The organism is Anaerococcus kampingae (assembly GCF_046365475.1).
In the GTDB taxonomy this organism is placed as follows: domain Bacteria; phylum Bacillota; class Clostridia; order Tissierellales; family Peptoniphilaceae; genus Anaerococcus; species Anaerococcus kampingae.
This window is the reverse complement of the sequence record NZ_JBGMEF010000004.1, coordinates 14469-39690: the sequence shown is the minus strand read 5'-3', so window position 1 is coordinate 39690 and position 25222 is coordinate 14469. Positions and strand designations below refer to the sequence as shown.

The 25222-nt window shown below is 34.8% G+C and carries 24 protein-coding genes and 1 other annotated feature; of the genes, 3 read left to right on the top strand and 21 right to left on the bottom strand.

The window, feature by feature from the left end:
* Window positions 1-748 precede the first annotated feature (748 nt).
* Entirely contained in the window at window positions 749-2533 is a 1785-nt protein-coding gene (locus ACCQ42_RS01000; protein WP_410035087.1) for a homoserine O-acetyltransferase/O-succinyltransferase family protein, read from the top strand.
* A gap of 45 nt (window positions 2534-2578) precedes the next feature.
* Here ACCQ42_RS01000 and ACCQ42_RS00995 read toward each other — a convergent pair whose 3' ends face one another.
* The 17 genes from ACCQ42_RS00995 to ACCQ42_RS00915 form a co-directional block, all read right to left on the bottom strand.
* Window positions 2579-3673: a tetratricopeptide repeat protein gene (locus ACCQ42_RS00995; protein WP_410035086.1), complete on the bottom strand. Its 1095-nt coding sequence runs from the start codon at window positions 3671-3673 to the stop codon at window positions 2579-2581.
* Window positions 3666-4373: a hypothetical protein gene (locus ACCQ42_RS00990; protein WP_106460758.1), complete on the bottom strand. Its 708-nt coding sequence runs from the start codon at window positions 4371-4373 to the stop codon at window positions 3666-3668. The genes ACCQ42_RS00995 and ACCQ42_RS00990 overlap by 8 nt, the downstream gene beginning before the upstream one ends.
* Window position 4374: 1 nt before the next feature.
* Window positions 4375-6072 (bottom strand): arginine--tRNA ligase, encoded by a 1698-nt coding sequence (gene argS / locus ACCQ42_RS00985; protein ID WP_410035085.1) that lies wholly within the window; start codon window positions 6070-6072, stop codon window positions 4375-4377.
* Window positions 6073-6080: 8 nt separating this feature from the next.
* The gene (locus ACCQ42_RS00980; protein ID WP_410035084.1) at window positions 6081-8426 is read right to left on the bottom strand and encodes an endonuclease MutS2; all 2346 of its coding nucleotides are present in this window, start codon (window positions 8424-8426) and stop codon (window positions 6081-6083) included.
* Window positions 8426-10636, bottom strand: a complete 2211-nt coding sequence (locus tag ACCQ42_RS00975; RefSeq protein ID WP_410035083.1) for a peptidase U32 family protein — start codon at window positions 10634-10636, stop codon at window positions 8426-8428. The genes ACCQ42_RS00980 and ACCQ42_RS00975 overlap by 1 nt, the downstream gene beginning before the upstream one ends.
* Entirely contained in the window at window positions 10636-11127 is a 492-nt protein-coding gene (locus ACCQ42_RS00970) for a cell division protein ZapA (protein ID WP_311532149.1), read from the bottom strand. The genes ACCQ42_RS00975 and ACCQ42_RS00970 overlap by 1 nt, the downstream gene beginning before the upstream one ends.
* Before the next feature lie 9 nt (window positions 11128-11136).
* Window positions 11137-13524 (bottom strand): phenylalanine--tRNA ligase subunit beta, encoded by a 2388-nt coding sequence (gene pheT, locus ACCQ42_RS00965; RefSeq protein ID WP_410035082.1) that lies wholly within the window; start codon window positions 13522-13524, stop codon window positions 11137-11139.
* Between the two features lie 8 nt (window positions 13525-13532).
* Window positions 13533-14555 carry a phenylalanine--tRNA ligase subunit alpha gene (gene pheS / locus ACCQ42_RS00960; RefSeq protein WP_106460764.1) on the bottom strand — a complete coding sequence of 341 codons (1023 nt, stop codon included), beginning with the start codon at window positions 14553-14555 and terminating at the stop codon, window positions 13533-13535.
* 28 nt (window positions 14556-14583) lie between these two features.
* Window positions 14584-14793, bottom strand: a binding site (T-box leader).
* Entirely contained in the window at window positions 14784-15503 is a 720-nt protein-coding gene (locus ACCQ42_RS00955; RefSeq protein ID WP_410035081.1) for a TrmH family RNA methyltransferase, read from the bottom strand. It overlaps the preceding feature by 10 nt.
* Window positions 15503-15856 (bottom strand): 50S ribosomal protein L20, encoded by a 354-nt coding sequence (gene rplT, locus ACCQ42_RS00950; protein ID WP_106460766.1) that lies wholly within the window; start codon window positions 15854-15856, stop codon window positions 15503-15505. Before rplT ends, ACCQ42_RS00955 begins: the two co-directional genes overlap by 1 nt.
* 10 nt (window positions 15857-15866) lie before the next feature.
* Window positions 15867-16064, bottom strand: a complete 198-nt coding sequence (gene rpmI / locus ACCQ42_RS00945; RefSeq protein ID WP_106460767.1) for a 50S ribosomal protein L35 — start codon at window positions 16062-16064, stop codon at window positions 15867-15869.
* Window positions 16054-16623: a translation initiation factor IF-3 gene (infC, locus tag ACCQ42_RS00940; RefSeq protein WP_106460768.1), complete on the bottom strand. Its 570-nt coding sequence runs from the start codon at window positions 16621-16623 to the stop codon at window positions 16054-16056. The genes rpmI and infC overlap by 11 nt, the downstream gene beginning before the upstream one ends.
* Before the next feature lie 124 nt (window positions 16624-16747).
* A complete protein-coding gene (locus ACCQ42_RS00935) occupies window positions 16748-17596 on the bottom strand; it encodes a DegV family protein (protein ID WP_158698385.1) in 849 nt (282 codons plus the stop codon).
* A 15-nt stretch (window positions 17597-17611) separates the two neighbouring features.
* On the bottom strand, window positions 17612-18046 hold the full coding sequence (locus tag ACCQ42_RS00930; protein ID WP_106460770.1) for a MarR family winged helix-turn-helix transcriptional regulator: 435 nt from the start codon (window positions 18044-18046) through the stop codon (window positions 17612-17614).
* A 253-nt stretch (window positions 18047-18299) separates the two neighbouring features.
* Entirely contained in the window at window positions 18300-19154 is an 855-nt protein-coding gene (locus tag ACCQ42_RS00925) for a DegV family protein (RefSeq protein WP_106460771.1), read from the bottom strand.
* Window positions 19154-19657 (bottom strand): DUF1836 domain-containing protein, encoded by a 504-nt coding sequence (locus ACCQ42_RS00920; RefSeq protein ID WP_106460772.1) that lies wholly within the window; start codon window positions 19655-19657, stop codon window positions 19154-19156. The genes ACCQ42_RS00925 and ACCQ42_RS00920 overlap by 1 nt, the downstream gene beginning before the upstream one ends.
* Before the next feature lie 43 nt (window positions 19658-19700).
* Window positions 19701-20438 (bottom strand): hypothetical protein, encoded by a 738-nt coding sequence (locus ACCQ42_RS00915; protein ID WP_410035080.1) that lies wholly within the window; start codon window positions 20436-20438, stop codon window positions 19701-19703.
* Window positions 20439-20502: 64 nt separating this feature from the next.
* On the opposite strand from ACCQ42_RS00915, the gene ACCQ42_RS00910 reads away from it, so the two are divergent.
* Both ACCQ42_RS00910 and ACCQ42_RS00905 read left to right on the top strand, forming a co-directional pair.
* Window positions 20503-20997, top strand: coding sequence for an aminoacyl-tRNA deacylase (locus ACCQ42_RS00910; protein ID WP_234025837.1), 495 nt, complete (start codon window positions 20503-20505; stop codon window positions 20995-20997).
* On the top strand, window positions 20988-21659 hold the full coding sequence (locus tag ACCQ42_RS00905; RefSeq protein WP_234025838.1) for a hypothetical protein: 672 nt from the start codon (window positions 20988-20990) through the stop codon (window positions 21657-21659). Before ACCQ42_RS00910 ends, ACCQ42_RS00905 begins: the two co-directional genes overlap by 10 nt.
* On the opposite strand, the gene ACCQ42_RS00900 is transcribed toward ACCQ42_RS00905, so the two are convergent.
* Genes ACCQ42_RS00900 through ACCQ42_RS00885 form a run of 4 tightly spaced genes read right to left on the bottom strand, consistent with a single transcriptional unit; the run spans window position 21652 to window position 25217 of the window.
* A complete protein-coding gene (locus ACCQ42_RS00900; protein WP_106460775.1) occupies window positions 21652-22605 on the bottom strand; it encodes a diaminopimelate dehydrogenase in 954 nt (317 codons plus the stop codon). The two genes, ACCQ42_RS00905 and ACCQ42_RS00900, sit on opposite strands and share 8 nt — an antisense overlap.
* Window positions 22598-23359 (bottom strand): 4-hydroxy-tetrahydrodipicolinate reductase, encoded by a 762-nt coding sequence (gene dapB, locus ACCQ42_RS00895; RefSeq protein WP_106460776.1) that lies wholly within the window; start codon window positions 23357-23359, stop codon window positions 22598-22600. The genes ACCQ42_RS00900 and dapB overlap by 8 nt, the downstream gene beginning before the upstream one ends.
* Window positions 23353-24234, bottom strand: coding sequence for a 4-hydroxy-tetrahydrodipicolinate synthase (dapA, locus tag ACCQ42_RS00890; RefSeq protein ID WP_106460777.1), 882 nt, complete (start codon window positions 24232-24234; stop codon window positions 23353-23355). Before dapA ends, dapB begins: the two co-directional genes overlap by 7 nt.
* Window positions 24234-25217, bottom strand: coding sequence for an aspartate-semialdehyde dehydrogenase (locus tag ACCQ42_RS00885; protein WP_106460778.1), 984 nt, complete (start codon window positions 25215-25217; stop codon window positions 24234-24236). Before ACCQ42_RS00885 ends, dapA begins: the two co-directional genes overlap by 1 nt.
* Between the last annotated feature and the right edge of the window lie 5 nt (window positions 25218-25222).

Below are 25222 nucleotides of genomic sequence, written 5' to 3'. Positions count from 1 at the left end.
TGAGCCAGGATCAAACTCTCATAAAAAATTTGTATGAAAGTCTTAGATCAAGACTCTTATTCATTTACATCTGACTTAATCAAATGCGTGATTTATATTCTTGTATATCAAGAATCATTTACTGTAAAGAAATTTAACTAGGTTATAGTTGTTATTCTTTAAAGTTTTTGTTTTGCTATTTTAAATAGCTACAAAAACCATTGATATTTAATTTGTATGAAACGCCTTAGCATTTCTGGTTCATGTCTCAGCATTTATCGTGCTGACTATTATATAGTACCACAGGTTTTTTATCTTGTCAAGACTTTTTTTCATTTTTTTATGATTTTTTTATCTTGGCGATTAGTTCCTGTCGCACCGACATTTAATACTATAACATCTATTTTTGTCCTTGTCAAATTTTTTTTGTATTTTTTTATATTTTCTTTGCAAATTGACTTTATAGCTTGCTTATGGTAACATATTTTATGTAAATTAATAAGTTTATATTGCTTATATAAAGAAGAGTAGCTTATATAGGATGATTAAAGAGAGCTTAGTTGTGGTGAAGTAAGTAGATTCCTTTTAAGTGAAGATGGTCTTTTTTGTTAGTTGGTGAATTTTTAGCCAGCTAGGGGTATGCCCCTTACAGCAGATGGTATTGTTTGATACCTACTAAGTCTGTTATCGTGAGATAATAGTAAAATAAGGTGGTAACACGAGTCTTCGTCCTTTGGTCGAAGGCTCTTTTTTTATTATAGGAGGATTTATGCCAGTTATTTTATCTGAAGATTTTATTAAAGAAGAGGTTTTGCAAGAAGAAAATATTTTTGCTATCAATCCAATGAGGGCTAGTAGCCAGGATATAAGACCTCTTAAGATTGCTATTGTCAATCTTATGCCTAATAAGGAGGAAACTGAGATTGATTTGCTTAAGCTTATTTCCGCTCATGCCCTTCAAATTGAGGTTGATTTTATTAGGACTACTACATATGAAAACAAACACACAGACCTTAATAGGCTCAATAAGCTTTATAAGTCTTATGATGATATTAAAGATACCAAGTATGATGGCATGATTATTACTGGTGCCCCTATTGAAAATATTGATTATAAGGATATTAAATATTGGGATGAGCTTACTAAAATTTTTGATTATGCCAGAGAAAATGTCTATTCTACTATTTTTATCTGCTGGGCTTCTCTTGCTGCCCTTAATTACTTTTATGATGTCGATAGCTTTTCTTTTAATGAAAAACTATGTGGAGTTTATCCTTTTATTAAAAGCAGCAATTCAAGGCTTCTTGATGGCTTTGATGACTTATACAATGTTCCCCATTCTCGATATAAAGGAGTTGACCCTAAAGATTTGGACGACATTGATGACTTAGATGTCCTTGCTTCATCTGATGAGGTTGGGCTCTGTCTTGCTACAAGTTCTGATAATAGGTTTATTTTTTCACTTGGCCACCTTGAATATAATAAAGAAACACTTAATAATGAATACCTAAGGGATCAAAAAAGAAGTCTTAATCCTAATAGACCGGTCAATTATTATTTCGAAGGTACTAATAAGATTAATATGAGTTGGAAATCAGCTGCTTCCTTATTTTTCTCAAATTGGATTAACTATGCCGTTTATCAAAATACACCTTATAGACTTGAGAGTATTGAAGAAAAATCTGTTTCGAAATTTGGTGGCTCTTCCCTATCTGATGCCGGTCAGTTTGAAAGAGTTAAGGATATTATCAATAGCAAGGATGATAGGAATGTAATCGTTGTGTCTGCGCCAGGAAAGCGAGACCCTTATGATATTAAGGTTACTGATCTTTTGGTAAAAATTTCTGATTCTAATGAACAAATTAGGGCTCTTGAGGAAAAAATTAAAGAACTCAATAAGGAAATATATGAAAAAAGAGAAGAAAAGTACAAAATTAATGATAAGATTAAGGATCGTTTCTATGAAATAATTGATGATTTGAATTTAGACGATTTCCTTAAAAATGAAATTGACCAAAGCCTTGCAGAAGTTGCCTTCTCCTTAAATCGTGATTTCAATCTATCTAGGGGTGAATACTTAAATGCCAAAATCCTCGCAAATTTTTTAGGCTATGACTTTTTCGATGCGAAGGATTTAATTTTCTTTGATGATGAGGATATTGATATCGAAAGGACCTTTAAGACTATAAGATCCAGAATCAAAGATGGGATGAAGGTCGTTGTTCCTGGTTTTTATGGAAGTAAAGATGGTCAGATTAAAACTTTTAAGAGGGGTGGATCAGATTATACCGGGTCAATTCTTGCCGCTGCCCTTGATTCTTCTGTTTATGAAAACTGGACTGACGTATCTGGTATAATGACAGCTGACCCTAAAAGGGATAAGAATGCCCAAAAAATCGAAAAACTAGATTATAAGGGCTTGCAAAAAATTATTAAGTCCGGTGCTGGAGTCTATCAAGAAGACGCCATTAGGCCTGTTATGAATAAAAATATTACTATTAAAATCCTAAATACCAATAATCCTGACGACTCAGGCACTACTATTAAAGATTGAAAATAAGCTGGAGCTTGCAAATTTTCTCAAGCTCCAGCTTTTATTTTATAATTTATAGTGGTTTTTTAAAATAGATAGATTTTCTTTTATCTCATCCGTTAGGTCATCGTAGGTTAAAAGCTCTTCGATATCTTCCTTAGCCTTGGATAAATTTCCCAAGACAAGGTTGATTTGAATCTTATTATAGGTCATCCTTGGATCTTGCGGATATTTTTCAAGTCCCTGATTTATGATCTTTATCGCTTCCATTTCTTCTTTATTTAAATATAGGCTTATGGCATAATCATTGTAAAGTTCCCTAAAATCTGCATTTAATTCTAGAGAATTTTCAAAGGCCATTATTGAGTTTTCATATAGGCCCATATTTTGGTAGGCCACGCCTAGATAATAATAGGCGTCGGCTCTTTTTACCTTATTTAAGAGCTTGGATAAAGTATCAACAGCCTTACTATAATCTGACTTACCAATAAAATAGAGGCTTTCCTCTATTTCTGCATTGTCGTCAACTGCTTCTATCTTATTTCTAATTTCTTCCTTGGCTAATTCATCCTCGGTTTTCCTGAGGGCATTTTTGTAATATGACCTTGCCTTGATATATTCGCCAAGATTTGCGTAGATGTTGCCTAGCTCATAAAAACCTATGGCAAAGTCTTCGTCTTTTCCAATTGCCTCTTGCAAAATCCTTAGAGCCTCTCTTACAAAATCATCCTTATATTCGCTATCCTCTTCGTAGGCCTTTGGCCACAAGAGTTTAGCATAAAGATAGGCTGCAAAATTATTTTCTCTTTTCAATAGATAAAAACCTCTTGCTAGAAGTAGGGCCTTGTTAGGATTTGCTTCTTTTACGATCTTATCAGTGGAATAGGCTCCTAAGTCTTCTATATAATTATTTAAGGCCTTTACATAGGCATCTTTATAGACAAAATCAAAGTCAATTGCTATATTTATAATCATAGCTTCAAAGACTAGGTCTAAATTTATATTATTGGCAAAGTCCCCGCTTTTGATCCCCTCTTTCATATCTTCTATATAAATCGGGAGGGATAAGCCAGATAAATCCTCATGCTTAGCGACTTCTTTTAGTTCTATATAGGCTAAATTGTCGTGAAATTTATAAAAATATGCATCTAACTTAGTCATCAAAACCTCTCATGAATTTCCTTTGTCGATATGGATGTTCGTTTAAATACTTAAACAAATGGCCCCTAAATAGCATAAAGAAGCTGTGAACTAGGGAAATAATTAAGCAGGCAAAGATTTTGTTTGTGCTCATAGCTTGACCAAGACCTAAATATATTGACAATATAAATTCCAAAGCTATGAATAGCAAGCTAAAGATGCCGTAGTTTAGGATATTGTTTTTAACAAAAACAATAGATTCACGAATTGCATCTATGCCATACCTATTATTTAGATAAATCTCCTCATAAAGAGCTGATGTTAGGATTTGAATTATAATCCTGACTATAATATTTACCCTCACAGGGAAATTCACTAATAAAAGGCTTGCTACAACATCTAAGATATACATCCAAAACATGGTTTCTATAAGAGGCATGAAGTAATTACCCATGGAGTTTTCTAGAGACTTTTTGCCTGTATTGCCGTATTTTACAACAGATATCAAGCTTTGTAGGATAAAGGATGTAATGATTACCCCTATGAAATAGTGGATTATTCCGCCGATTGTACTTCCAACAGGCCCAAAGCCAAATTCATTATTGTCAAAAATTGTTGATACCATTACAAATATTAAGACAAAATATGATTTGCCAAGCTTTTTGATGGTCTCCCTAAAGGCTATTTTTGTGGTGTGGAAGAAGTCTTTAATTCTTTCCATCTTACATCTTCTCCACAGTCTTGATACCTAAGATTGCTAGACCTGATTTAATTACTATTGATGTAGCGTAGGTTAGAGCTAGTCTTTCTTCTTTTAATTTTTCATCATCGACCATTATCTTAGATGAATTGTAGAACTTGTTAAAGCTACTTGCTATGTCTGTTAGGTGTCTGGTGATTAGGGATGGTTCGTATTTTTCCTTAGCTTTTATCACAACATCTTCAAATCCAGCAAGTTTTTTAGCAAGGCTAAATTCATCATCGCTGGTGATTTTTTCTATATCAAGCTTTCCTACTTCACTTAGGCCTGCCTTTCTAAGGACAGATTTGGCCCTAGCATAGGTGTATTGGACATAAGGTCCTGTTTCGCCATCAAAGTTTAAGACCTCATCCCAATCAAAGACATAGTCCTTTATCCTGTTATTATATAGCTCTTGGAATTTAACAGCTCCGATTCCGACTACCCTTGCAGTTTCTTCTACATCATCTACTGTATCTTCCCTATCTTTTATGATTTCTTTGGTCTTATCTATTGCCTTATTTAAAACATCTTCTAAGAATACCACCTGGCCCTTTCTGGTTGAAAGAGTTTGGTCTTTTAGGCTTACCATACCAAATGGGATGTGCTTGCAGTCTTTGGCAAAATCATAGCCCATTAGTTCTAAAATCTTGAATAATTGTTGGAAGTGTAGATTTTGCTGGGTAGCTACTACATATAAATTCTCATCAAAGTTATACTCTTTTTTCCTATTTATAGCTGTGGCTATATCACGAGTAACATAGGCAGATGAGCCATTTGACTTGATTATTATTGATGGTGGGAGGTCAAATTGAGATAGGTCTATAATTTGTGCCCCATCTGATTCTACCAGGAGATTTTTCTCCTTTAATTCCTCAATTACATCTGGGATAAATTCTGAATGGTAGGACTCACCGTTGTAATTATCAAAGTCAATGTCTAGAAGCTTATAAACCCTATCAAATTCTTTGAAGGAAATTTCCTTAAACCATGACCAAAGTCTGGTCGCTTCCTCTTCGCCTTCTTCTAGTTTTTTAAATTCCTTGCGGGCTACATCCATCATCTCTTCATTTTCGCTTGCTTCTGTATTGTAGCGAACATATAGGTTTAAAAGCTCTTGGATTGGGTGGGCATTTAATTTATCATCATCACCCCAAAGCTTGTAGGCTGCAATCATGGTTCCAAATTGAGTACCATAGTCGCCAATATAGTTTGTAGCAATTGTATTATAGCCTAAAAATTCGTGGATATTTCTAAGAGCATCGCCTATTACAGTTGATCTGATGTGGCCAATGTGGAAGGGTTTAGCTATATTTACTGAAGAAAAATCTATAACTACAGTCTTGCCTTTACCCATGTCAGATTTACCGAAGTCCTCCTTTTTATCTAGAATTGTATTTACGACTTCATTTTGGAATTTTTCCCTATTTAGGAAAAAATTTATATAAGGTCCTATGTTTTTTATCTCAGAAAATTCTTCTATTTCAAGCGAATCTACTAGTTCACCTGCTATTTGGGCTGGATTTTTCCTTAAGGTCTTTGCTAGTTGGAAGCACGGAAAGGAATAATCTCCCATATTTTCTTGGGGTGGAATTTCGATAAGGTTCTTGATCTCTTCAGAGTTTAAACCAATATCTCCTCCCTCTAATTTTTTTGCAATAATTTCTTTAAAATCTTTCATTTATCCTCCTAGGAAAACTTGACTATGGTTACTCCATAACCGCCTTCTTTGTCATCTCCGAACCTGTAAGAAGCAACTCTCTTGTCAGTTTTTAAAATCTCGCTCACTCCCTTAATAAGGGCACCTGTTCCCTTGCCGTGTATTATCTTAGCTTGGGATAGGCCTGCAAGCATAGCATCGTCAAGGTACTTATCTACATTTCTCATGGCCTCGTCATATCTTTGACCCCTTAGGTCAAGGGTAGCTGATATGTGCATGGCTTTTTTAACACTATACACTTTTTCGATGTTTTTCTCAGTTTGCTTATCCTTCTTGATTTTTCTAACGTTTTTTATGTTAGAGTCCATCTTTAGGATTCCCATCTGAAGCTTGATATTTCCCTTGCTATCTGGCGCCTCGATTACCTGGGCTTCTTGGCCAAGACCTTCGACTATTACCATATCACCCACCTTAAGCTCATCTGGTATATCCTTAGATTTCTTAAGTCTTAAGCCCTCTTCCTCATTTGCTATATAAGAATCCTTGTATTTATTTCTAATCTTATTTAGGGACCTGTCTATATCGGATGTGTTGGCATTTTTACTTCTTTTGGCTTCTTTTAGCATGGCCTGGCTTTCTTTATTGGCCTTATCCAAAATTTTGTTGGCCGCATCTTCAGCCTTTTTGATGATTTCTTCTTTTTGCTTATCAATCTCTTTGGACTTATTTCTAAGCTTATCTTTTATAGATTGGATTTCTCTCCTATAATTTTCTATCTGCCTATTTTTAGCCTCTATCTCTGCCTTGTCATCTTCGATTTCTTCTAGGATTTTATTTATGTTTTGAGTATCTTCCCCAATTAAAGATTTGGCCTTAGTTAGGATTTTTTCTGAAAGACCAAGGCGTTTTGAAATCTCAAAGGCATTTGATTTTCCAGGTGTACCTATCTCTAGTTTGTAGGTTGGAGATAGGGTTTCTACATCAAATTCTACAGAAGCATTCATTACCCTATCATTTTCCATGGCATAGTATTTAAGCTCGCTGTAGTGGGTTGTAGCAAAGGTCATGACCTCGTTTTCTGTTAGGCTGGAAAGGATTGAAATGGCAAGGGCAGCCCCTTCTATAGGATCTGTTCCTGAACCAATCTCATCTAATAAAACCAAGGAATTGGAAGTCACCTTATTTAATATATCTACAATATTGGTAAGGGATGCTGAAAATGTTGACAAACTCATCTCTATTGACTGTTTATCTCCTATATCTAGAAAAATATCGTCAAAGACATTTAGCATAGACCCTTCCTCGGCAGGTATAAACAGGCCAGTTTGAGCCATAAGGCTTATAAGGCCTACGGTTTTTAAACTTACTGTTTTTCCACCTGTGTTTGGTCCTGTTATTATAAGAGTTGTGTAGTCCCCTCCAATTGCCACATCTATTGGAACAACACGCCCTGGAAGAAGTGGATGACGAGCCTGTTTGATATTTATAATCTTCTGGTCATTTAATCTTGGTATAGAATAATCATTTTCTAGACCAAACTTGGCCTTGGCTTGAAGAAAGTCAATCCTTCCTATGAGCTTTTGATTTTCTAGGATTTCTTGGTCAAATTTTTCTGTAAATCTTGATAGCCTGTCAAGAATTCTCCTAATTTCAGCCTCTTCCTTAAGCTCTAGATCCTTGTATTGGTTGTTAAGCTCGACAATGGCAGCTGGCTCTATGAAAAGAGTGTTGCCCGAAGCTGACTTATCGTGGACGATGCCATTTATTACAGCTCTCTTATTAGTCTTAATCGGAACTACATACCTACCATCCCTTACAGATACCACCTTATCTTGAAGGGCATCTTCATATCGAGGAGATGTCACATAGGAATTGAGTTTGTTCTTGATTTCAGATTCTTTCCTAGCCTTGGACCTTCTGATATTTAATAGTTCTCTTGAGGCATTGTCTGCAATTTCTTCTTCATTAATAATAGACCTATCTATCTCATCCTTTAGAAATTCATTAGTTGATATCCTATCAAAGATATCTAAAAGATAGGTATCTTCGATATTTTTTCCATAATCTTTGAGGTATTCACTAACTCTTAAAAGACTTAATACCTTAAGCAAATCAGCCGGCTCAAGGATACCATTTCGTCTTACATAGCCAATAATTTCTGTAAAATCATAAAGGCCAAAAATATCTATATTTCCATTTCTTGAAATAATCTTGGCCATGGCGGCAGTTTTTTCTAGTTCATCTTTCAAATATTCTATATCTGTGGATGGATTTAAATTCAATATTTTATCTTTTGTAATAGAAGAACGAGCCATTTTTGCAAGTCTTTCTAAAATTTTTGGGTATTCTAATACTTCTAAACTTTTTTTCTGCACTAAATAACTCCTCTTTCGTAATTTAACTTATCTGTCTTAATTTTATTCTGGTAGGCTGAGAGGTCCTCATCTGAAAAAACTGACACAAGCCTTGATAAGTTAGGATCTAATAAAGATTCATCAAAGCTAGCTAGCCTGTAAGGATAGATTTTTGTAAGGCCATCACGCCTTATAGTTAGCATCCTATCATTATTAGCAGATTTCATCTCTCCTTTACTAAACTTACAGCTTTCACAGCCTCTTAGGCCGCATTTTTTGATTGTAGAAAATGGACAATGGACCATGTTCATCAGCTCAATCCTACCAAAGACTAAGCTTTCAATGTCATAGGCTTTAGCATTTTTATTTATGATATCTAACTGATTTTCTACAGATGATTCGACTTTTTCTGCAAAGCCTGAGTAAAAATCAAAGGAATATGAATTAAGGACATTTAAATATCTGCCTATCCTTATCTTAATATCTTCTTTCTTAAATCTTTCTATAAAATCAAAGTCTCTATAGGAATTAAAGATCACTCCTCTTATAGAATTTTCCTTTATATAGGAAATAAGATCATCTATCTCATAATCCCAGTGGGAATCCAAGTCTAAATAAAGGGAAAAATCTTTATATTTTGGGTCGTAGTCTTTGATATAAAGATTATCAAAACCCTCTATAAGGTCTGGATCTATGTCATTTGTCATTAATTCTAAGTTTTTTTCAGGATTTATATTTGAAAACTTTTTAAGAGATGGCTTTTTAATCTCAATCTTTTCTCTCTTATAGGCTCCACCAATCTTATGACTTAGGGCCCTTATAGCATCTCTTCTAAGCTTATTGATGGTCTTTTTCCTGATGAATATATTGTCGTCTATTTCAACATTTATGGTATTTGCCTTAAAGATTTCATCCTTAAACCTATCTAGATTTTCTCTTATTGAAGATTCATCTATAGCTATTTTTTGGCTAGGCTCGATAAACTCTTCTGAAAAGACCTCTACCTGGTAATCTTTATAGACTAATTTTAGACTAGCTTTTTCATTTAAGCTTGCCTTAAAATATAGGTCAAGGCCCAGATTTTTATATCTTTCAAGGCCCTTTGCCAAGTCATCCTTGATGGACTCAGCATTTAACATGAGGATATCTGATCCTACTTTAGCATCCTTATACTTATCAAGGATGAATCTTCCGCCCTTTTTTATCTCTTCTGTGATTGTAAGAGGAAGCTTCTTTCCTCTTTCAGTTTGTACTTCTAGATTATCGCCCTTATGAAGGTCAGATTTTGCTAGGAAGGATTTTTTATTTTGGTAAATCTCAACCCTTCCCACAGACCTGTGTTTATTATCAGCTTCTCTTAAGATATAATCAGATTTTTGCCCAAAGATAAAGCCCTTGGTATAGCCCCTATTGGAAATATCCCTTAGCTTTTCTCTATTATAGGATGCTTTTTCAATTTTTTCCTTATAGGCCCTCACACTTGTGTAGACATATTCAGGCGACTTCATCCTGCCTTCAATTTTTAGGCAGTCTATGGATAAGTCCAAAAGTTCGCCAATATTATCAAGGACATTTAAGTCTTTCATATTTAAGAAATAATCATTTGCCAAGACCTTACCATCAGAAATTAGGTCGTATTTTAACCTACATGGTCCTGCACACCTGCCCCTGTTGGCTGACCTTTCTCCAAAATATGAGCTCATCAGACATTCGCCAGAGTAGGATACACAAAGGGACCCATGGACAAAAACTTCCTTTTCACAAGGAAGTTTGGCTATTTTTCTAATTTCTTCTATAGGAGTCTCACGGGCTATGACAATTCTTTTAAAGCCCATATCCATAAGGGCCTTGGCCCCGTGATAATCCCTAACTGCCATCTGGGTTGAGGCGTGTAGGTCAAGTCCTGGGACTTGGTCTTTGATAATTGAATAGAAGCCAATATCTTGGATTAAAAGCCCATCTACACCATATTCGTATAATTTTTGGGCATAGTAAAGGGCCTTATCCATCTCGGAATCCTTGATAAGGGTATTCATGGTCACAAAGACCTTCCTGTCAAATAAATGTATATAATCGATTATCTCTTCTATATTATCTAGGCTAAAATTTTTGGCATAGGCCCTTGCTCCAAAGTCATCAAGGGCCAGATAGAAACTATCTGCCCCTGCTGCAAGGCCTGCATAAAGCATATCTATATTACCAACTGGTGCTAAGATTTCTGCTTTTTTCATCAAAGTTTTCCCTTCAATAGTTCATTTTCCTTTGTCAAGTCCATGACTTGTTTCTGCAAGGTCTTCATCTTATCCCTAAGCTTTTTAGAATCTGTCTCTTCCTTGCTAAGCTCTAAGATTTCCTTATCCTTATCTTGCAAAAGTGCCTTAAGTTCTGTATTTTCTGCAGCTGCCTGGTCATACTTTTCTTTATAAGATCCATATTCATTCTTAAAGTTGTCATGGTCTTCTTTTAAGGCTGGGTATTCATTTATGGCTTCTTTGTTTTCTTCGTAGAATTTCTTGAAAGATTCCTTATCTTTCATATACTCATCCGCAATATTTAGGCAGGCTAGGACCAGCTGCCTATCAAAAGTGAGCCTATCAGACTTGACATCCTGAATTTTTTTGTCCACATAAGCTGCTATATTTTCAATATTTTCTTTTGATTCTTTAGTAACAAGCGGATATTTTACTCCATCTATTTTGACTTCAAGTCTTATTTCGCTCACACTTATCTCCTATGCTCTTAATACTATATCTTTGTCAGCAAGGTCTTTTAAGATATTTTCTTCTACATCTTTGATATCTTTTTCTTGTAGGGTTCTCTCATTTGACCTGTACCAAACTCTATAGGATACTGATTTTTTATCATCATCCACACCCTTGCCTGTGTAGATATCAAATAGTTCGATTTTTGCAATCAAGCCCTTGCCGTGATCCTTCATTGTGTCTTCAATTAGCTTGCTTTCAAGGTTTTTATCTGTTACAAATGAATAGTCTCTTTCTATGGCTGGGAATTTTGCAATTGGCTTGTATTTTTTATTTACAACTCTAGAGTCTTTTATAAGTTCTAGGTTTATCTCTAAAACAATAGCTCCCTTGCTTATATTATACTCATCTCTTACTTCATAAGAAATCTCACCCATGATTCCTATTTTTTTACCAGCAAATAATATATCTGCACATCTTCCTTGGTGGAAGGCGTAGGTATCTTCATTTGCTACATATTCAAAGCCTGTAAAACCTGTATTTCTCATGGCTTCTGTGAAGAAATCTTTCATATCATAGAAAGAATAATCGCCATATAGGCCCATAGTTAGGGTTAAGTTTTCTTTTGGAAGTTTATCGCTTGTTTTCTCAAAAGTCCTATCAAGTTCAAAAAATCTCATGTTTTTTTGGCCATACTTGATATTTTTAGCTATTACATCAAGCATATTGGCAATTTGAGTTGTCCTCATTACAGAGAAGTCTTCGCCAAGTGGATTTATTAGGCTAATATAGTCCCTAAGCTTTGAATCTTCGGCGATTCCTAGTCTATCGTATTCTCTTGGTGAGATGAAAGAATAGGTTGCTAGTTCTGAGAATTTTTGGCCGACAAGCTTGTGTTTTAAATCATCTCTTAGGAGTCTTATAGGAGATCTTTCTCCCTTTTTAAGGGATGAAACTAGTGGCTTAGATTCAATCTTACCCATGCCGTAAAGTCTTACAACTTCTTCGATTAGGTCTGCCTCTATTGTTATATCATTTCTAAAATATGGAGCCTTAGCTTCTAGAGTATCTTCGTCAATATCTTTAACTTCAAATTCCAATAGCTCTAGGTTTCTGATTGCTTCTTCCTTAGTAAAGTCAACCCCTGTTAGCATATTAAGTCTTGATATTCTAAGCTTAACGACAGGATTATTTGTTTCTTTCTCGCCCTCATCATAAGAAGACCCTACAATTTCGCCTATCTTTAAGTCTTCTATGAGTTTCATAACTCTTTTTGAAGCTATATCTGCCATTTCAATGGCAACTCCCTTTTCAAATCTAGAGCTTGCCTCACTTCTTAGGTTAAGTTTCTTAGAAGTATCCCTGATATTGTCAGCATCAAAGCTTGCAGCTTCTAGGAGGATATTTGTGGTTTCATCTGTTATTTCAGAATCAAAACCTCCCATTATACCAGCTATACCGATTGCTTCTTTGCCATCAGCTATAACTAGCATTGAAGGATCAAGTTTTCTTTCTGTATCATCAAGAGTCTTGATTATTTCTCCTTCTTTTGCATCTCTTACTATAATTTTCTTATCAGCTAGCTTGTCTAGGTCATAGGCATGGAGTGGTTGACCTGTTTCTAGCATTACGAAGTTTGTTATGTCTACTATGTTATTTATAGGTCTGATTCCTGCAAGCATTAGACAATTTTGTAGCCATTGAGGAGATTTTCCTATCTTTACATTTTTTACAACCCTAGCTGTATATCTTAGGCAAGAATCACTTTCTATACTAATTCCATTTGCATAAGCTTTTATGTCCTCGCCATTATCTTTATAATCTAGGCTAGGATAGGTGATTTTTTCACCAAAACTTGCTGCTGTCTCTCTTGCCATACCCATTATTGATAGGCAGTCAGACCTATTTGGTGTGATTTCATATTCTATTACTGGAGTATTAGAATATAAAGCTTCTGCAGCTGCTGTACCTGGTTTATAATCGCCAGCTAATACAATTACTCCTTCTCTTAATTCTTTAGGAATTACAGAATCATCATAGCCAAGCTCTGAATAGGCTGTAAGCATACCTTGGGATACGATACCGAAAAAGTCGTGATCTTCGATAAGAGTTCCATTATCCATCTCTGTGCCAGATGTAATTACTGGAAGATAGTCACCTACTTTTGTGTTTTTTGCATTGGTTATAATGGTGATTGGAGAATCTTTGCCAACATCTATGGTCAAAACCCTGAGTCTATCAGCATCTGGGTGGTCTTTTTGTTCTAGAACATGGCCTACCACAATGCCTTCAAGGTCAGATGTGTGGATGGTGACTTCTTCTACGTGAGATCCAGTTTCAGAAAGCCTGTCTGTAATTATTTTTAAATCTTTATCTATATCTATATATTCTTTTTGCCAAATTAAAGGTACTAACATTCTTCCTCCTAAAACTGTTCTATAAATCTCTTGTCGTTGTCATATAAAAGTCTGATGTCATCTAGGCCGTATTTAACCATGGCAATCCTGTCTACTCCTAGACCGAAGGCGAATCCTGTGTATTTTTCGCTATCAATGCCGCAAGCCTCTAGAACATTTGGGTGAACCATGCCACCGCCCAATAATTCCATTGACCAACCTGTATTACCACAAGCAGGACATCCCTTACCCATGCAAGCTGGACAAGTTACATCTACTTCTAGGGATGGCTCTGTGAATGGGAAGTGGTGAGGCCTATATCTTAGCTTCATTTCATCCCCAAACATTTCCTTGATAAAGGTCTCAAGAGTTGCCTTTAAATTTGCCATTGACACATTTTCATCCACAACTAGGCACTCTAATTGGTGGAACATTGGTGAATGGGTTGCATCAACTTCGTCATTTCTGAAAACCCTACCTGCTGATACCATCTTGATTGGCAATTTTCCTTCATTCATAACCCTAATTTGCATAGATGAAGTGTGAGGACGAAGTAAAACTTCATCATCAATATAGAAGGTATCAGATGTAGATCTTGCCGGGTGGTTCTTAGGGCTGTTTAAGTCATCAAAGACAAATTTGACTGTATCAACCTCAGGTCCCCCTACCACATCAAAGCCCATGTTTTGGAAGATCGTTTCAAGTTCTTCCATAGTTTGATTTATGACTGCTAAATGTCCTGACTCATACTTATCAAAATGAGCTGTTACATCTATTTTTTCTTCTTTAATTTTTTCTTTTAATAGTTCATTTTTAATCTTTTCATTAGCCTCTGCCAAAAGATTTTCTATTTCCTTGCTGGCTTGGTTGATTAATTTACCAGCTTGAGGTTTTTCCTCATTTGGTAATTTCGATATAGATTTTTTAAGATCTGTTATTGTTCCTTTTTTGCCAAGGTATTTTACTCTTAGACTTTCAAGAGTTTCTAAGTCTATTGCCTTTTCCACTTCGACTTTGGCATTTTCTAGAACTTGTTTTAAATTTGCTTCCATTTTTCCTCCAAATAAAAAAATCCGCCCTACAAAGGACAGATATATACTGCGGTACCACCTTAATTGATTTTTATAAAAAAAATCCACTCTTAACTTTAACGATAAGTCTACGTCTCAACTACTATTATTTCATCTTGATGTTCATCGGTGAATACCCTAATCGTGACTTAAAAGGCTCTCAACATCCCTTTTTTGCTGTATAAGAATAATTAAAGTCTTTCCGAATCATTACATTAGTCTATTCATTATTATACTAGCAGCAATAGCTGCATTCAAAGATTCTATATCTCCTTCCATTGGGATTTTTACAAAAGTGTCTGTTAGACTTCTTACTTCCTTCCCTAAGCCATTTGCTTCATTGCCTATGGCAAGGATTATATTAGAATCACTTTTATATTCTCTTATATCTAGGCCTGACATATCTGCTGCCAAGAATTTATAGGAATCCTTAAAGCTTGCTATTTCATCATAAGTAAGTTTCACTATATTTAGCCTAAAGACTGATCCCATGGATGCCCTGAGGGCTTTTTCATTGTAAATATCAACACAATCAGGACTTAAGATTATATCGTTAAATCCAAAGGCTTCTGCACTTCTTATCATGGTGCCGATATTACCTGGATCGTTGATAGAGTCTAATAGTAGAACCTTTTTACTTGATATCTTTTTTGGCACAGGCTTTCTTATGACTGCCCCTATGCCATCAGAAGATTTAAGCATGGTTAATTTATTAAAAAGTGCCTTATCAAAAACAAGACTTTTTAGATTTGTCTCATAAGATACATCACTTCTTAAAAAAATAAAATCTATATTAGCAGATGAGCTTATTGCCTCATCTACTAATTTCCTAGATTCTATTATAAATAAATTTTCTTTTTCTCGATATTTTTTATTCTTAAGCTTGTTTATAAGCTTGTAGTTTTGATTTGATACCGACTTTATTATCATTAAGCTTCTTTGTTAGCTAACTCTACTAATTTTGTAAATTCTTCTGGAGCATTTACTGCCATTTCAGCAAGCATCTTTCTGTTGATGTTGATGTTTGCTTTTTTAAGATTGCCCATAAGTTTTGAATAGCTTGTGCCATTGATTCTTGCTGCTGCGTTGATTCTTGCGATCCATAGTTTTCTGAAATCTCTTTTTCTGCGTTTTCTACCAATGTATGCATATGATAGAGATTTCATTACAGCTTGGTTAGCTGTCTTAAATAGAAGGCTTTTGGAACCGTAATAACCCTTTGCTTGTTTTAATACTTTTTTATGTCTTTTCTTTGCATTTACTGCTCTTTTAACTCTTGCCATCTATATCCTCCTATGCACCGATTAATCTTTTTACATTCTTAGCTTCTGAAGCTGAAACTAGTGTACCTTTTCTTAGTCTTCTTTTTCTATTTGGTGATTTCTTAGCTGTTAAGTGGCCTTTGTAAGCCTTTCTTCTCATAACTTTACCAGAGCCTGTTACTTTAAATCTTTTAGCAGCTGCTCTTTTTGTTTTCATTTTATTTGCCATTATTTTCTCCTTTTTCATCATTTGGTTCTAGAAACATAACAAGTGATCTGCCTTCCATTTTAGGCTTTTTGTCAATCTTGCCGCAACCATCTAGCATACCATTGAACTTCTCCATTAAGTCATAGCCAGGTTCTTTCCTGCCTAATTCCCTACCACGGAATCTAATAGAAACTTTTACTTTATCCCCGTTGTTTAAGAATTTTTTTGTCTGATTTGCCTTAGTTTGCAAGTCATTATCCTCGATATTTAAAGAGAATCTTGTCTCTTTAAGCTGAGCATTTTTTTGTTTTTTTCTATTCTCTTTATCTTTTTTCTCTTGATCATATTTAAACTTACCATAGTCCATTATCCTTGTTACAGGTGGTTTTGCATTTGGACTCATTAGTACTAGGTCAAGTCTCTTTTCATCTGCCATATCCTGAGCATCTCTAAGAGAAACTATTCCTATTTGGTTTCCTTGATCATCGATTAGTCTTACTTGACTAGCTCTAATTTCATCATTGATTCTTAAATCTTTTATAGTTATACCTCCAATGTATTGTATAAAAAAAGCGGGCACAAAGTACCCGCATAAATTCTAATAATAAATCTATTAACCTACAAACAAAGTCGGTAGGTGAGTTTGGGTACTTCTTTCTTGTTTACGTATGTGATAATACTACTTATTTCTTATCTTGTCAAATTTATTTGATTCTTATATAAAATAAACCAAAGGCCTTTTCTCCTGAGTAGACTCTTAATACTGAACCGAAAGTATTATGATGGTAAGCCTTAGCCTTTTTAATTAAATCACTTGCCTTATCTTCAATCTTTTCAAAAAGACTCTTATCTCCACCAAAGCCTAGGCCCAGATAATATTCTTTGGCTCCTTCTAGGTCCGCTCTTACTTTTTTGATGGCTTGATCAATTGCCTTATCTTCCTTTACCTTTAGTTTAACTAGGTCTACCTTTCCCTCACTTGCTACCTTTAACATGGGTTTGATATTTAAAAATTTAACTGCCTTACCAAGTGGGGCTGATATTCTTCCGCCCTTTACTAAATTTTCTAGGCTATCAACCCATACATAGGCTGCCTTTTCATCTCTTACATGATCTAGCCTTATACAAATTTCCTTAAAGGATAGACTTTCATTTATTAGATCATCTGCATAATTTACAAGAAGAGATTCCATTAGGGAAGCATTTCTTGAATCCATCAGATACATATCTTCATCAAGTTCATTTTTAAAAACATTGTAAGTTGCTGATAAGCCTGATGAAAGTGATATTATTATTATCTTTTCATAGCCCTTAGACCTTATCTCTTCTATAATCTCTGCACAATCTCCTGGTGATGGGGCACTTGATTTAGCAAGCTTATCAGGATTATTCTTGTTGTGTTCAACTACTTCATCGCTTGTTATTTCTATCTCATCTTTTAGATATGAACCATCTATATTTACATAAAGAGGCAAAACAAAAATATGGTCTTTATTTTTATACTCATCTATTAAGTCAGAGGTTGAATCTGTTAGTATTGCAATTTTTTCCACTTTTGCCCCCCCTATTTAGTCATTTATATTTTTCATCTCAGCTTTGATTAGGCCAAGTGACTTATAGATGTTTTCCATATCTTCTTTGCTTAACTTTTCTTCAAGCCTGTCCATTACTTCACTTATACTTGAGAAGGCTATTTTCTTGTATGTTTTAAACCTATCAGTTAGCCTTAGGATAAATTCTCTTCCATCTTCTTTTGATTGAACCTTTTCTACATATCCCTTTGATACCAGAGTATTTATTTTATAAGAGATATTTGGTTGGGAAATTCCTAAAATTTTTACCAGCTCATTTACAGTTGGTTTTTCGAGTGAATCGATAATATTGACTACCATCGACTCTGTATAGCTAAGTGTGGCTTCTCTTTTTTCAAAACCCGAATAGATTTTGGTATAGAAATTAATGTTTGCCATTGTGATTATGTCTTCTAGAATGGTTTTTTTCATATGGAGCCTCTTTTGTATTTTTAATAATTTAGAATATATCTTTAATAACTATTATCTTATAAAATTCGACAAAAGGCAAATATTCTATCCATTATCTCAAGCTATTTTTGCTAATCTATAGGTATTTCAAGTTTTATCTAGTTTTAACAACTAGATGAAATAAAATAATTCGCCCTAACTTAGGTAAATCATAAGCAAGTTTTAAACATGCATATATGAAATCTCTAATTGTAGGACGATTTTTTATTCTTTTCTAATCAAGGATGAAAAAACCAAAACCAAATAAGCCTGGTCCTGTATTTGCACCAAGAGTAGGAGAGATTTGTTCTTCTATATATAAGCTTGCCCTTCCTATATAATCTTTAAGCAAGTCTCTAAGCTTTACTAGACCTTCTTCATAACCTCCATGACAAATAAACATGTAATAATCTTTGGCATTTGCAAGGTACTGGTCTGCAATTTTTTCTAATTGTCTGAAGACCTTTTTTTCTCCTCTGACAATTTTTACTATTTCAAATCCGCCTTCTGGTTGGCTTGTTTTTACTATTGGCTTTACTGATAAGGCATCGCCAATTTTTGCAAATGATTTTGGAACTCTGCCGCCTTCTACTATATATTTAAAGGAATCTATAGTGAAAAATACCTTAGAATCATAAATTTTTTCTGATAGTATATCTCTTATTTCCGCAAATGTTTTGCCATCTTCTATTAATTTTTTGGCATAAACAGCAAACAGCCCTTCTGCTAAAGTTAGGTTGCCAGTGTTTAGAGCAAAGACATCAAGACCTTCTATTTCCGCAAGATTTAGAGCATTAAAGGTACCTGAATACTTACTTCCTATGCTTATAGCTATAAGTTTATCATAACCATCATCTCTTATTTTCTCCAAAAGCGCCTGAATATCTCCAGGTGATGGCATGGATGTTTTAGGTAAGCTTTCCTTTGATCTTACCCAATCATAAAATTCATCCGGACTTATATCTAGCCTGTCCCTCAAAAACTTACCATCTAAATTTACATATAAGGGCAAAAGATAAAACCCTTCTTTTTCTATTAATTCTAAAGGCAAATCTCCTGCTGAGTCTACCAATATTGCAATTTTTTCCATTATTTCTCCTCGCTCTCATCTATGCTTATTTTTGTATAAAGTTTTGTAAATAAAGAGCTTGCAAGGTAATACCAAACCTTGTCACGGTGTTCTTTGAAATTTACCTTTATATTTAAGTTATTATTTGTATTTAGAAAATCTTTTTTAGCACAGGTAAATATGCCTACAAAGTCTTGATAGGACTCTTTAAAGGCGAAATTATCAATTTCTATCTCAATTCCCTTTACTATATCCTCAATACTGATTACCTGCTTAAAAATTGTTATAACTATGAGCTGTGCAATAGTCGATCTCATGTATTTTTTATTTTCAGGTTTTTCTATATAGTCTAATTTAACATAATTATTTATCATAGATGATGTAATTATATTTCTATCTATTACGTATAAGGGGCTTAGAACTTCTTTCAGATAATCAAGAAGCTCTCCTTTGTATATGCCGTAGCTTGGAATTTCATCCCAATTAGGAAGCTCTATACTTGCTAATCTTCTTATTTTTTCCATCTCACTGTTCCTTATTATACTTCACCAAGCTTTTAGAACTAAATCAGTCAACTTCTATTTCGATTTCTTCGTTTAGCTTGCTTATCTTCCTTATATCTAAATCATTATTATTATATTTTTCTTTAAACTCTTTGCTTATAGCTTCTCTCCCACCAATCTTAGTAGGAAAAAATATCTGGCTTTCAGAAACTTTCACTAAGGTGTCCAAATAAGCAAAAGATTTTTCATCCAAAGGATATATCGGCAAGAAAATTATATCAATTTTTTCTTCTTCTAAAATATCTAATAAGTCAAGATAAGAGGATTCATCTATCTCAGCTAAATTAATATTTCCCCCATAAAAGATAACCAAAGAGTCTATTCTTATTAAATAAGCAAGGCTAGACTTATCTATACTAAAGCATCTGATCCTAATGTTTTTATCTGCCAGCTTGAAATTTAAAAAATCATGATCTTTTACCAGTTTGACATCTTCCTTATTATATAAATCTTTAAGGTCTTTCATGCCAAGCTCATCCTTATTTAAATAGATTATATTATCCTGATATTTAAGGTCCCTTACAGATTCGCTAAGGACATAGTTTATAGATTTAAGCTTGGCTAGGTTGAAAATCTCTGTTGTATAAGAATTTTCATCATTCTTCGTCACAAAAAACAAGCTATGTTTTGTTTCTGGTATATCTAAGATACCCCTTGCATAATCAAATACAAGGAATAAATCTCCATATTCCAAGCTATAGCAGGAATCATATATATAATTTGCATAAACTTTTTCGCTCATCTTAACTCCTTCATATAGAAATTTATACCCATTTTTTATATATTTAAAGTATAATTCTTCTGAGGTGATTATTATCAAAAAAGAAATTAAAACAAATGCAATGAGATTTTTAGATAAGAAAAAAATACCATATGAACATATAGACTATGAATTAGACCACGAATTTGTTTCTGCAACTGATTTAGCAGCAGAAAATGGAACTGACATAGCAACAGTCTTTAAGACCCTAGCTTGCGAGTCTAAAAATGGTGATATATACATCCTTGTCATAAATGGGGCAGATGAAATAGACTTTAAGAAGGCTGCTAAAGAAATTGGGGTCAAGTCCCTTTCCATGCTTCATCTTAAGGATTTAAAAAATACCGTGGGCTATGAAAGAGGAGCCACTACTCCCCTTGCTCTTAAGAAAAATTTTCCAGTTTTTATTGACAAGAAGGCCAAAGATCTTGAATTTATAAAAGTATCTGCAGGCAAGGTTGGTCACAGCCTTAAGCTAAAGCCAGATGATTTAATAAAGGCAAGCTCTGGCAAGTATGCCGATTTAATCCAATGTTCTTAGAAAAATTTACAGGAGAAAGGATTGAAAGATTTGAATTTGGCTCTGATTATTCCCTTAATCCCATAGAGATAAGCGTAAATAAAAGCCAAAAGTCATCTGCCTTTAGGATTTCTTTTTCAAATGATGAAAATAATGAAAAATTAAGGCTCCTTGCCATTCTTTCTCCAATTTTCATCGCTTCTTTTGATAATGGGGCTTATGAACTTGAGTATCTAAAGGATTCTATAGCAAATTCTTCCTATGAATTTGGACTTTATCCACATTTTTTTAAAAATTTCCAAAAGTCCCAATATTTTAAAGATGATAGGTCGGAAGATGATATTTACTTATCTGAGAGTGGCCTTATTTATTTTTCCTTTAATGACCTTGATGAAAAATATCTACCAAGCCTTGCCTGCCTTATTAATGAACTTATTATAAATGATGATAATAGGAAGGAGCTTTTGGCTTATTTTAAAGAAATAAGGGATGATATCGTCATAAATGGCAGAAGGTCAATCCTTGCTAATGGTATCCAGGCCTTTTACCTAAGCAAATATGTGGTGGTTTGGATGCTTGATCTCATCTCATTTATTAAAGAAAAAAATCCAGGAGCCTTTAAATATCTCTTGCCTATTTATAAGCTAGCAAGTAATTTAAAGACTCCAAGAAATCTTAAATAGAATCTATCAAATCTTCATAAGACTTAAAAGATAAATATTTTGGTGCTACATCTAAGACAGTGATAGCACCTTTTTTGCCTTCTTTTTTTAGAGCATAAGCCGCCCTAGCGTAGGCTATATCACAAGCTGCTGTAAAGTCTGGGTTGTTTTTTAAATCTAGGCTAAATTCTATTACAGACCTAGTAGATCCTGAAGCCATTCCATTTCTAAATACATAACCACCATGGACCATTTCTTTGTGGTCTTTATTTAATTCTTCTTGGCTTATAAAGTGAACTATAGTTTCATATCCTACAAAATAATCTGGCATGGTCTTTATGGCCTCTTCGATTTTGCCCTTATCAGCATTTTCTTCAGCAACTACAAAAACCTCTCTAAGATGGGCCTTATGAGGGTCAAATTCGATTTCCTCCCCCGCCCTAACTCTTTCTAGGACTTCATCCCTTGGTATGGTGTATTGGGTGGAATCTATCACCCCATCAATTGCCCTGCAAGCAGCTGAATGGCCCTGGCTTACGCCCTTACCCCAAAATGTATAAGTTGCACCTTGTGGGAGGATCGCCTGGCCTATTAGCCTTTGGAGGGAAAATAGTCCTGGGTCCCAACCTGTAGAAATTAAGGCAAGCTTATTAGCTTTCTTGCCTATTTCATCCATCATATGATAATATTCTTTAATCTTTGCGTGATTATCAAAAGAATCTAGGGTATTGAAATTTTCTAAAAGCTTCGGACCTTGGGCCATAATGTCCTTATCTGATGACCCGCAAAGGATTAAAAGATCAACATCTTCCTTATAAGCTAAAATATTATCTAAAGACTCATAAGATTCGTGGTCTAATTTTCTCCTCGAAAATATCTTCACAAGATCCATGTCAAGGCTTTCTTTTATTGCTTTTTCTACTGATTTTCCTAAATTCCCGTAACCAACTATTCCTATCTTAATCATCAATACCTCTTATTACATCTTTAAAATCATATCTTCCCGGATTCTTTCCAGCTATGAAGCTTGCGGCCTTAAGAGCCCCTATGGCAAAGATTTTTTTAGACCCTGCCTGGTGTTTTACTTCTAAGACCTCATCGACTCCAGCAAATATTAGCCTATGCTCACCTACAATTGTTCCAGCCCTTACTGATAAAATACCAACATCTGTAGGCTTTCTTTCATCATCATGGGTCATAGCTCTCATGACCTTGTTAAGCTTATTATCTTTTGCAGAATTTACAGCATCGAAGATCATATTGGCTGTGCCTGATGGGTTGTCTTTTTTCTTGTTGTGGTGACTTTCTACTATTTCTATGTCAAAGTCACTTAGGCCCTTGGCTAAAAGCCTTGCAGCTTCTAGCATAATATTTATGCCAAGGGAATAATTCCCCTCTTGCATAAAGGCTATTTTAGCTGAAAGACCATTAATTTTTGCCAAGTCTTCGTCTGTATAGCCTGTTGTAGCAAAGATTACAGGAATTTCCCTAGAACTTGCATAAGAAATAATATCATCTAGGAGAGCCCTATTTGAAAAATCTATTATGACATCCGCCTTTGCTTCTACTTTTGAAAAATCATCATAGATTGGAAAGTCGCTGCCCCCATCACAATCCTTATCTATTCCGGCAATAATCTTATAATTATCATTTTCCCTTACCACTTCTGCTAAGGTCCTTCCCATGGCTCCCTTGGCACCTACTAATAAAATATTTAACATAGGCCAAACTCCTTTAATTTTTCTTTTAAAATCACTTCTGTGTTGGTATTTGCAGGTGTTAAAGGTAGTCTAAGAGTATTTTGGCAAAGGCCCATCATTGCTGCTGCAGCCTTAACTGGAACTGGATTTACTTCTATAAATAAATCTTTTATTAGATCTATGTATTTTAGATGAAGCTTAGTTGCATGGTCAGTTTGTCCAGCCTTAAAAAGTTCGTAAATTTCGTGGTTTTCTTTTGGTAAAATATTTGCAAGTACCGATATTGATCCATCTATACCTAGGGCAAGCATTGGCAAGGTCAAGTCATCATTTCCTGAATAGACCGCAAAGTCTTTTGGCTTATGGGCTAAAAGCTTCGCTGTATAAGCTAAATCTCCTGTAGCATCCTTTATTCCAACTATATTTTCAATTTGCGCAAGCCTTAATGTAGTATCAAGGTCGATATTTACATTTGTCCTTGACGGAACATTATAAAGAATAATTGGCTTAGACGAATTCTTTGCTATATAGGCAAAGTGCTCGTAAAGGCCTTCTTTTGTGGCCTTATTATAGTAAGGAGTCACTACTAGCAAGCCATCCACTCCTTCTATTTTGCCGACCTTTTTGCTAAAGGCTGCCGTAGAGTAGGTGTCATTTGAACCTGTGCCCGCAATTATCGGCATCCTTCCATCAATTTTTTCTACCGTATATTTAATTAGTCTTATCTTCTCATCTTCTGTCATAGTTGTGGCTTCACCAGTGGTTCCGCACACAACTAGGGCATCGGTAGAATTTTCTAGATGAAAGTCTAAGATTTTGTCATAGGCCTTATAATCCACATCAAAATTTTCATCAAATGGCGTTATTACCGCTACTGCAGAGCCTGTAAATATCATCACATATCCTCCACTAAAAGTTCAGCTATCTCTATTGCATTTAGAGCAGCTCCCTTTCTAATATTATCGGCAACTGTCCATAGGTTTAGAGATCTTTCACAAGAATAATCTTCTCTAATCCTACCCACAAAAACTTCGTCCTTGCCTGAAACAAAGGCTGGCATTGGGTAGATTTCTTCTTTGATATCATCTTCTAAAATTACTCCTGGTGTAGCTTTGATTGTCTGTCTAATCTCATCAAGAGTGAAGTCTTTTTTAAGTTTAAGGTTAATTGATACACCGTGAGAATTGCTTACAGGTACCCTTATGGCTGTAGCTGTGATTTTTAAATCCTGATCATCTAGGATTTTCCTAGTTTCATCGATCATTTTCATCTCTTCTTTAGTGTAGCCATTATCTAAAAATACGTCGATTTGAGGAAGAACATTGTCATAAATCTTGTATTTCCAGTGGTCATTTTTCTTTTCATAGAGGTCTTCAAGGGCCCTTTCGCCACCACCGGATACGGCTTGGTAGGTGTTATAGATTATTCTTTCAATTCCAAAATCTTTGTGAATTTTTGAAATAGCAAGGACTGATTGGATTGTAGAACAATTTGGGTTTGCTATTAGCATATCATCTTCCTTGATATCATCAGGATTTACCTCAGGAATTACCAATGGTACATTTTTGTCCATCCTGAAAAATGAAGAGTTATCTACGACTTTTATATTGTTTTTGATTGCAAGTGGTATGTATTTTTCAGAAACTGATCCACCTGCTGCAAATAGGGCTATATCGATTCCCCTACCATCAAAGGAGTCTTCTTTGAGCTCTTCAATTATTACTTCCCTACCTGCGTATTCAATTTTTGTTCCTGCTGATTTTTTGGAAGCGAAGGCAAAGAGTTTTTCTACAGGGAAATTCCTTTCTTCAAGGATTTCCCTTATCTTTCTACCAACTAAGCCACTTGCACCAACTACCGCTACATTTACTTTTCTCATTATTT

Excerpts from the sequence above, each read along its gene's own strand:
- ACCQ42_RS01000 (WP_410035087.1), top strand. The coding sequence starts at position 749 with ATGCCAGTTATTTTATCTGAAGATTTTATTAAAGAAGAGGTTTTGCAA.
- dapB (WP_106460776.1), bottom strand. The coding sequence starts at position 23,359 with ATGTTAAATATTTTATTAGTAGGTGCCAAGGGAGCCATGGGAAGGACC.
- ACCQ42_RS00920 (WP_106460772.1), bottom strand. The coding sequence starts at position 19,657 with ATGGAAAAAATAAGAAGATTAGCAAGTATAGAGCTTCCTAATTGGGAT.
- ACCQ42_RS00975 (WP_410035083.1), bottom strand. The coding sequence starts at position 10,636 with ATGAAAAAAGCAGAAATCTTAGCACCAGTTGGTAATATAGATATGCTT.
- ACCQ42_RS00930 (WP_106460770.1), bottom strand. The coding sequence starts at position 18,046 with ATGAAAAAAACCATTCTAGAAGACATAATCACAATGGCAAACATTAAT.
- ACCQ42_RS00990 (WP_106460758.1), bottom strand. The coding sequence starts at position 4,373 with ATGGAAAGAATTAAAGACTTCTTCCACACCACAAAAATAGCCTTTAGG.
- ACCQ42_RS00925 (WP_106460771.1), bottom strand. The coding sequence starts at position 19,154 with ATGGAAAAAATTGCAATATTGGTAGACTCAGCAGGAGATTTGCCTTTA.
- ACCQ42_RS00905 (WP_234025838.1), top strand. The coding sequence starts at position 20,988 with ATGTTCTTAGAAAAATTTACAGGAGAAAGGATTGAAAGATTTGAATTT.
- pheS (WP_106460764.1), bottom strand. The coding sequence starts at position 14,555 with ATGGAAGCAAATTTAAAACAAGTTCTAGAAAATGCCAAAGTCGAAGTG.
- ACCQ42_RS00915 (WP_410035080.1), bottom strand. The coding sequence starts at position 20,438 with ATGAGCGAAAAAGTTTATGCAAATTATATATATGATTCCTGCTATAGC.
- dapA (WP_106460777.1), bottom strand. The coding sequence starts at position 24,234 with ATGATATTTACAGGCTCTGCAGTAGCGGTAATAACGCCATTTGATGAA.
- argS (WP_410035085.1), bottom strand. The coding sequence starts at position 6,072 with ATGAAAGATTTTAAAGAAATTATTGCAAAAAAATTAGAGGGAGGAGAT.
- ACCQ42_RS00995 (WP_410035086.1), bottom strand. The coding sequence starts at position 3,673 with ATGACTAAGTTAGATGCATATTTTTATAAATTTCACGACAATTTAGCC.
- rplT (WP_106460766.1), bottom strand. The coding sequence starts at position 15,856 with ATGGCAAGAGTTAAAAGAGCAGTAAATGCAAAGAAAAGACATAAAAAA.
- ACCQ42_RS00900 (WP_106460775.1), bottom strand. The coding sequence starts at position 22,605 with ATGATTAAGATAGGAATAGTTGGTTACGGGAATTTAGGAAAATCAGTA.
- ACCQ42_RS00955 (WP_410035081.1), bottom strand. The coding sequence starts at position 15,503 with ATGATAATAAAGTCGGTATCAAATCAAAACTACAAGCTTATAAACAAG.
- pheT (WP_410035082.1), bottom strand. The coding sequence starts at position 13,524 with ATGTTAGTACCTTTAATTTGGCAAAAAGAATATATAGATATAGATAAA.
- rpmI (WP_106460767.1), bottom strand. The coding sequence starts at position 16,064 with ATGGCAAATAAAATGAAAACAAAAAGAGCAGCTGCTAAAAGATTTAAA.
- ACCQ42_RS00885 (WP_106460778.1), bottom strand. The coding sequence starts at position 25,217 with ATGAGAAAAGTAAATGTAGCGGTAGTTGGTGCAAGTGGCTTAGTTGGT.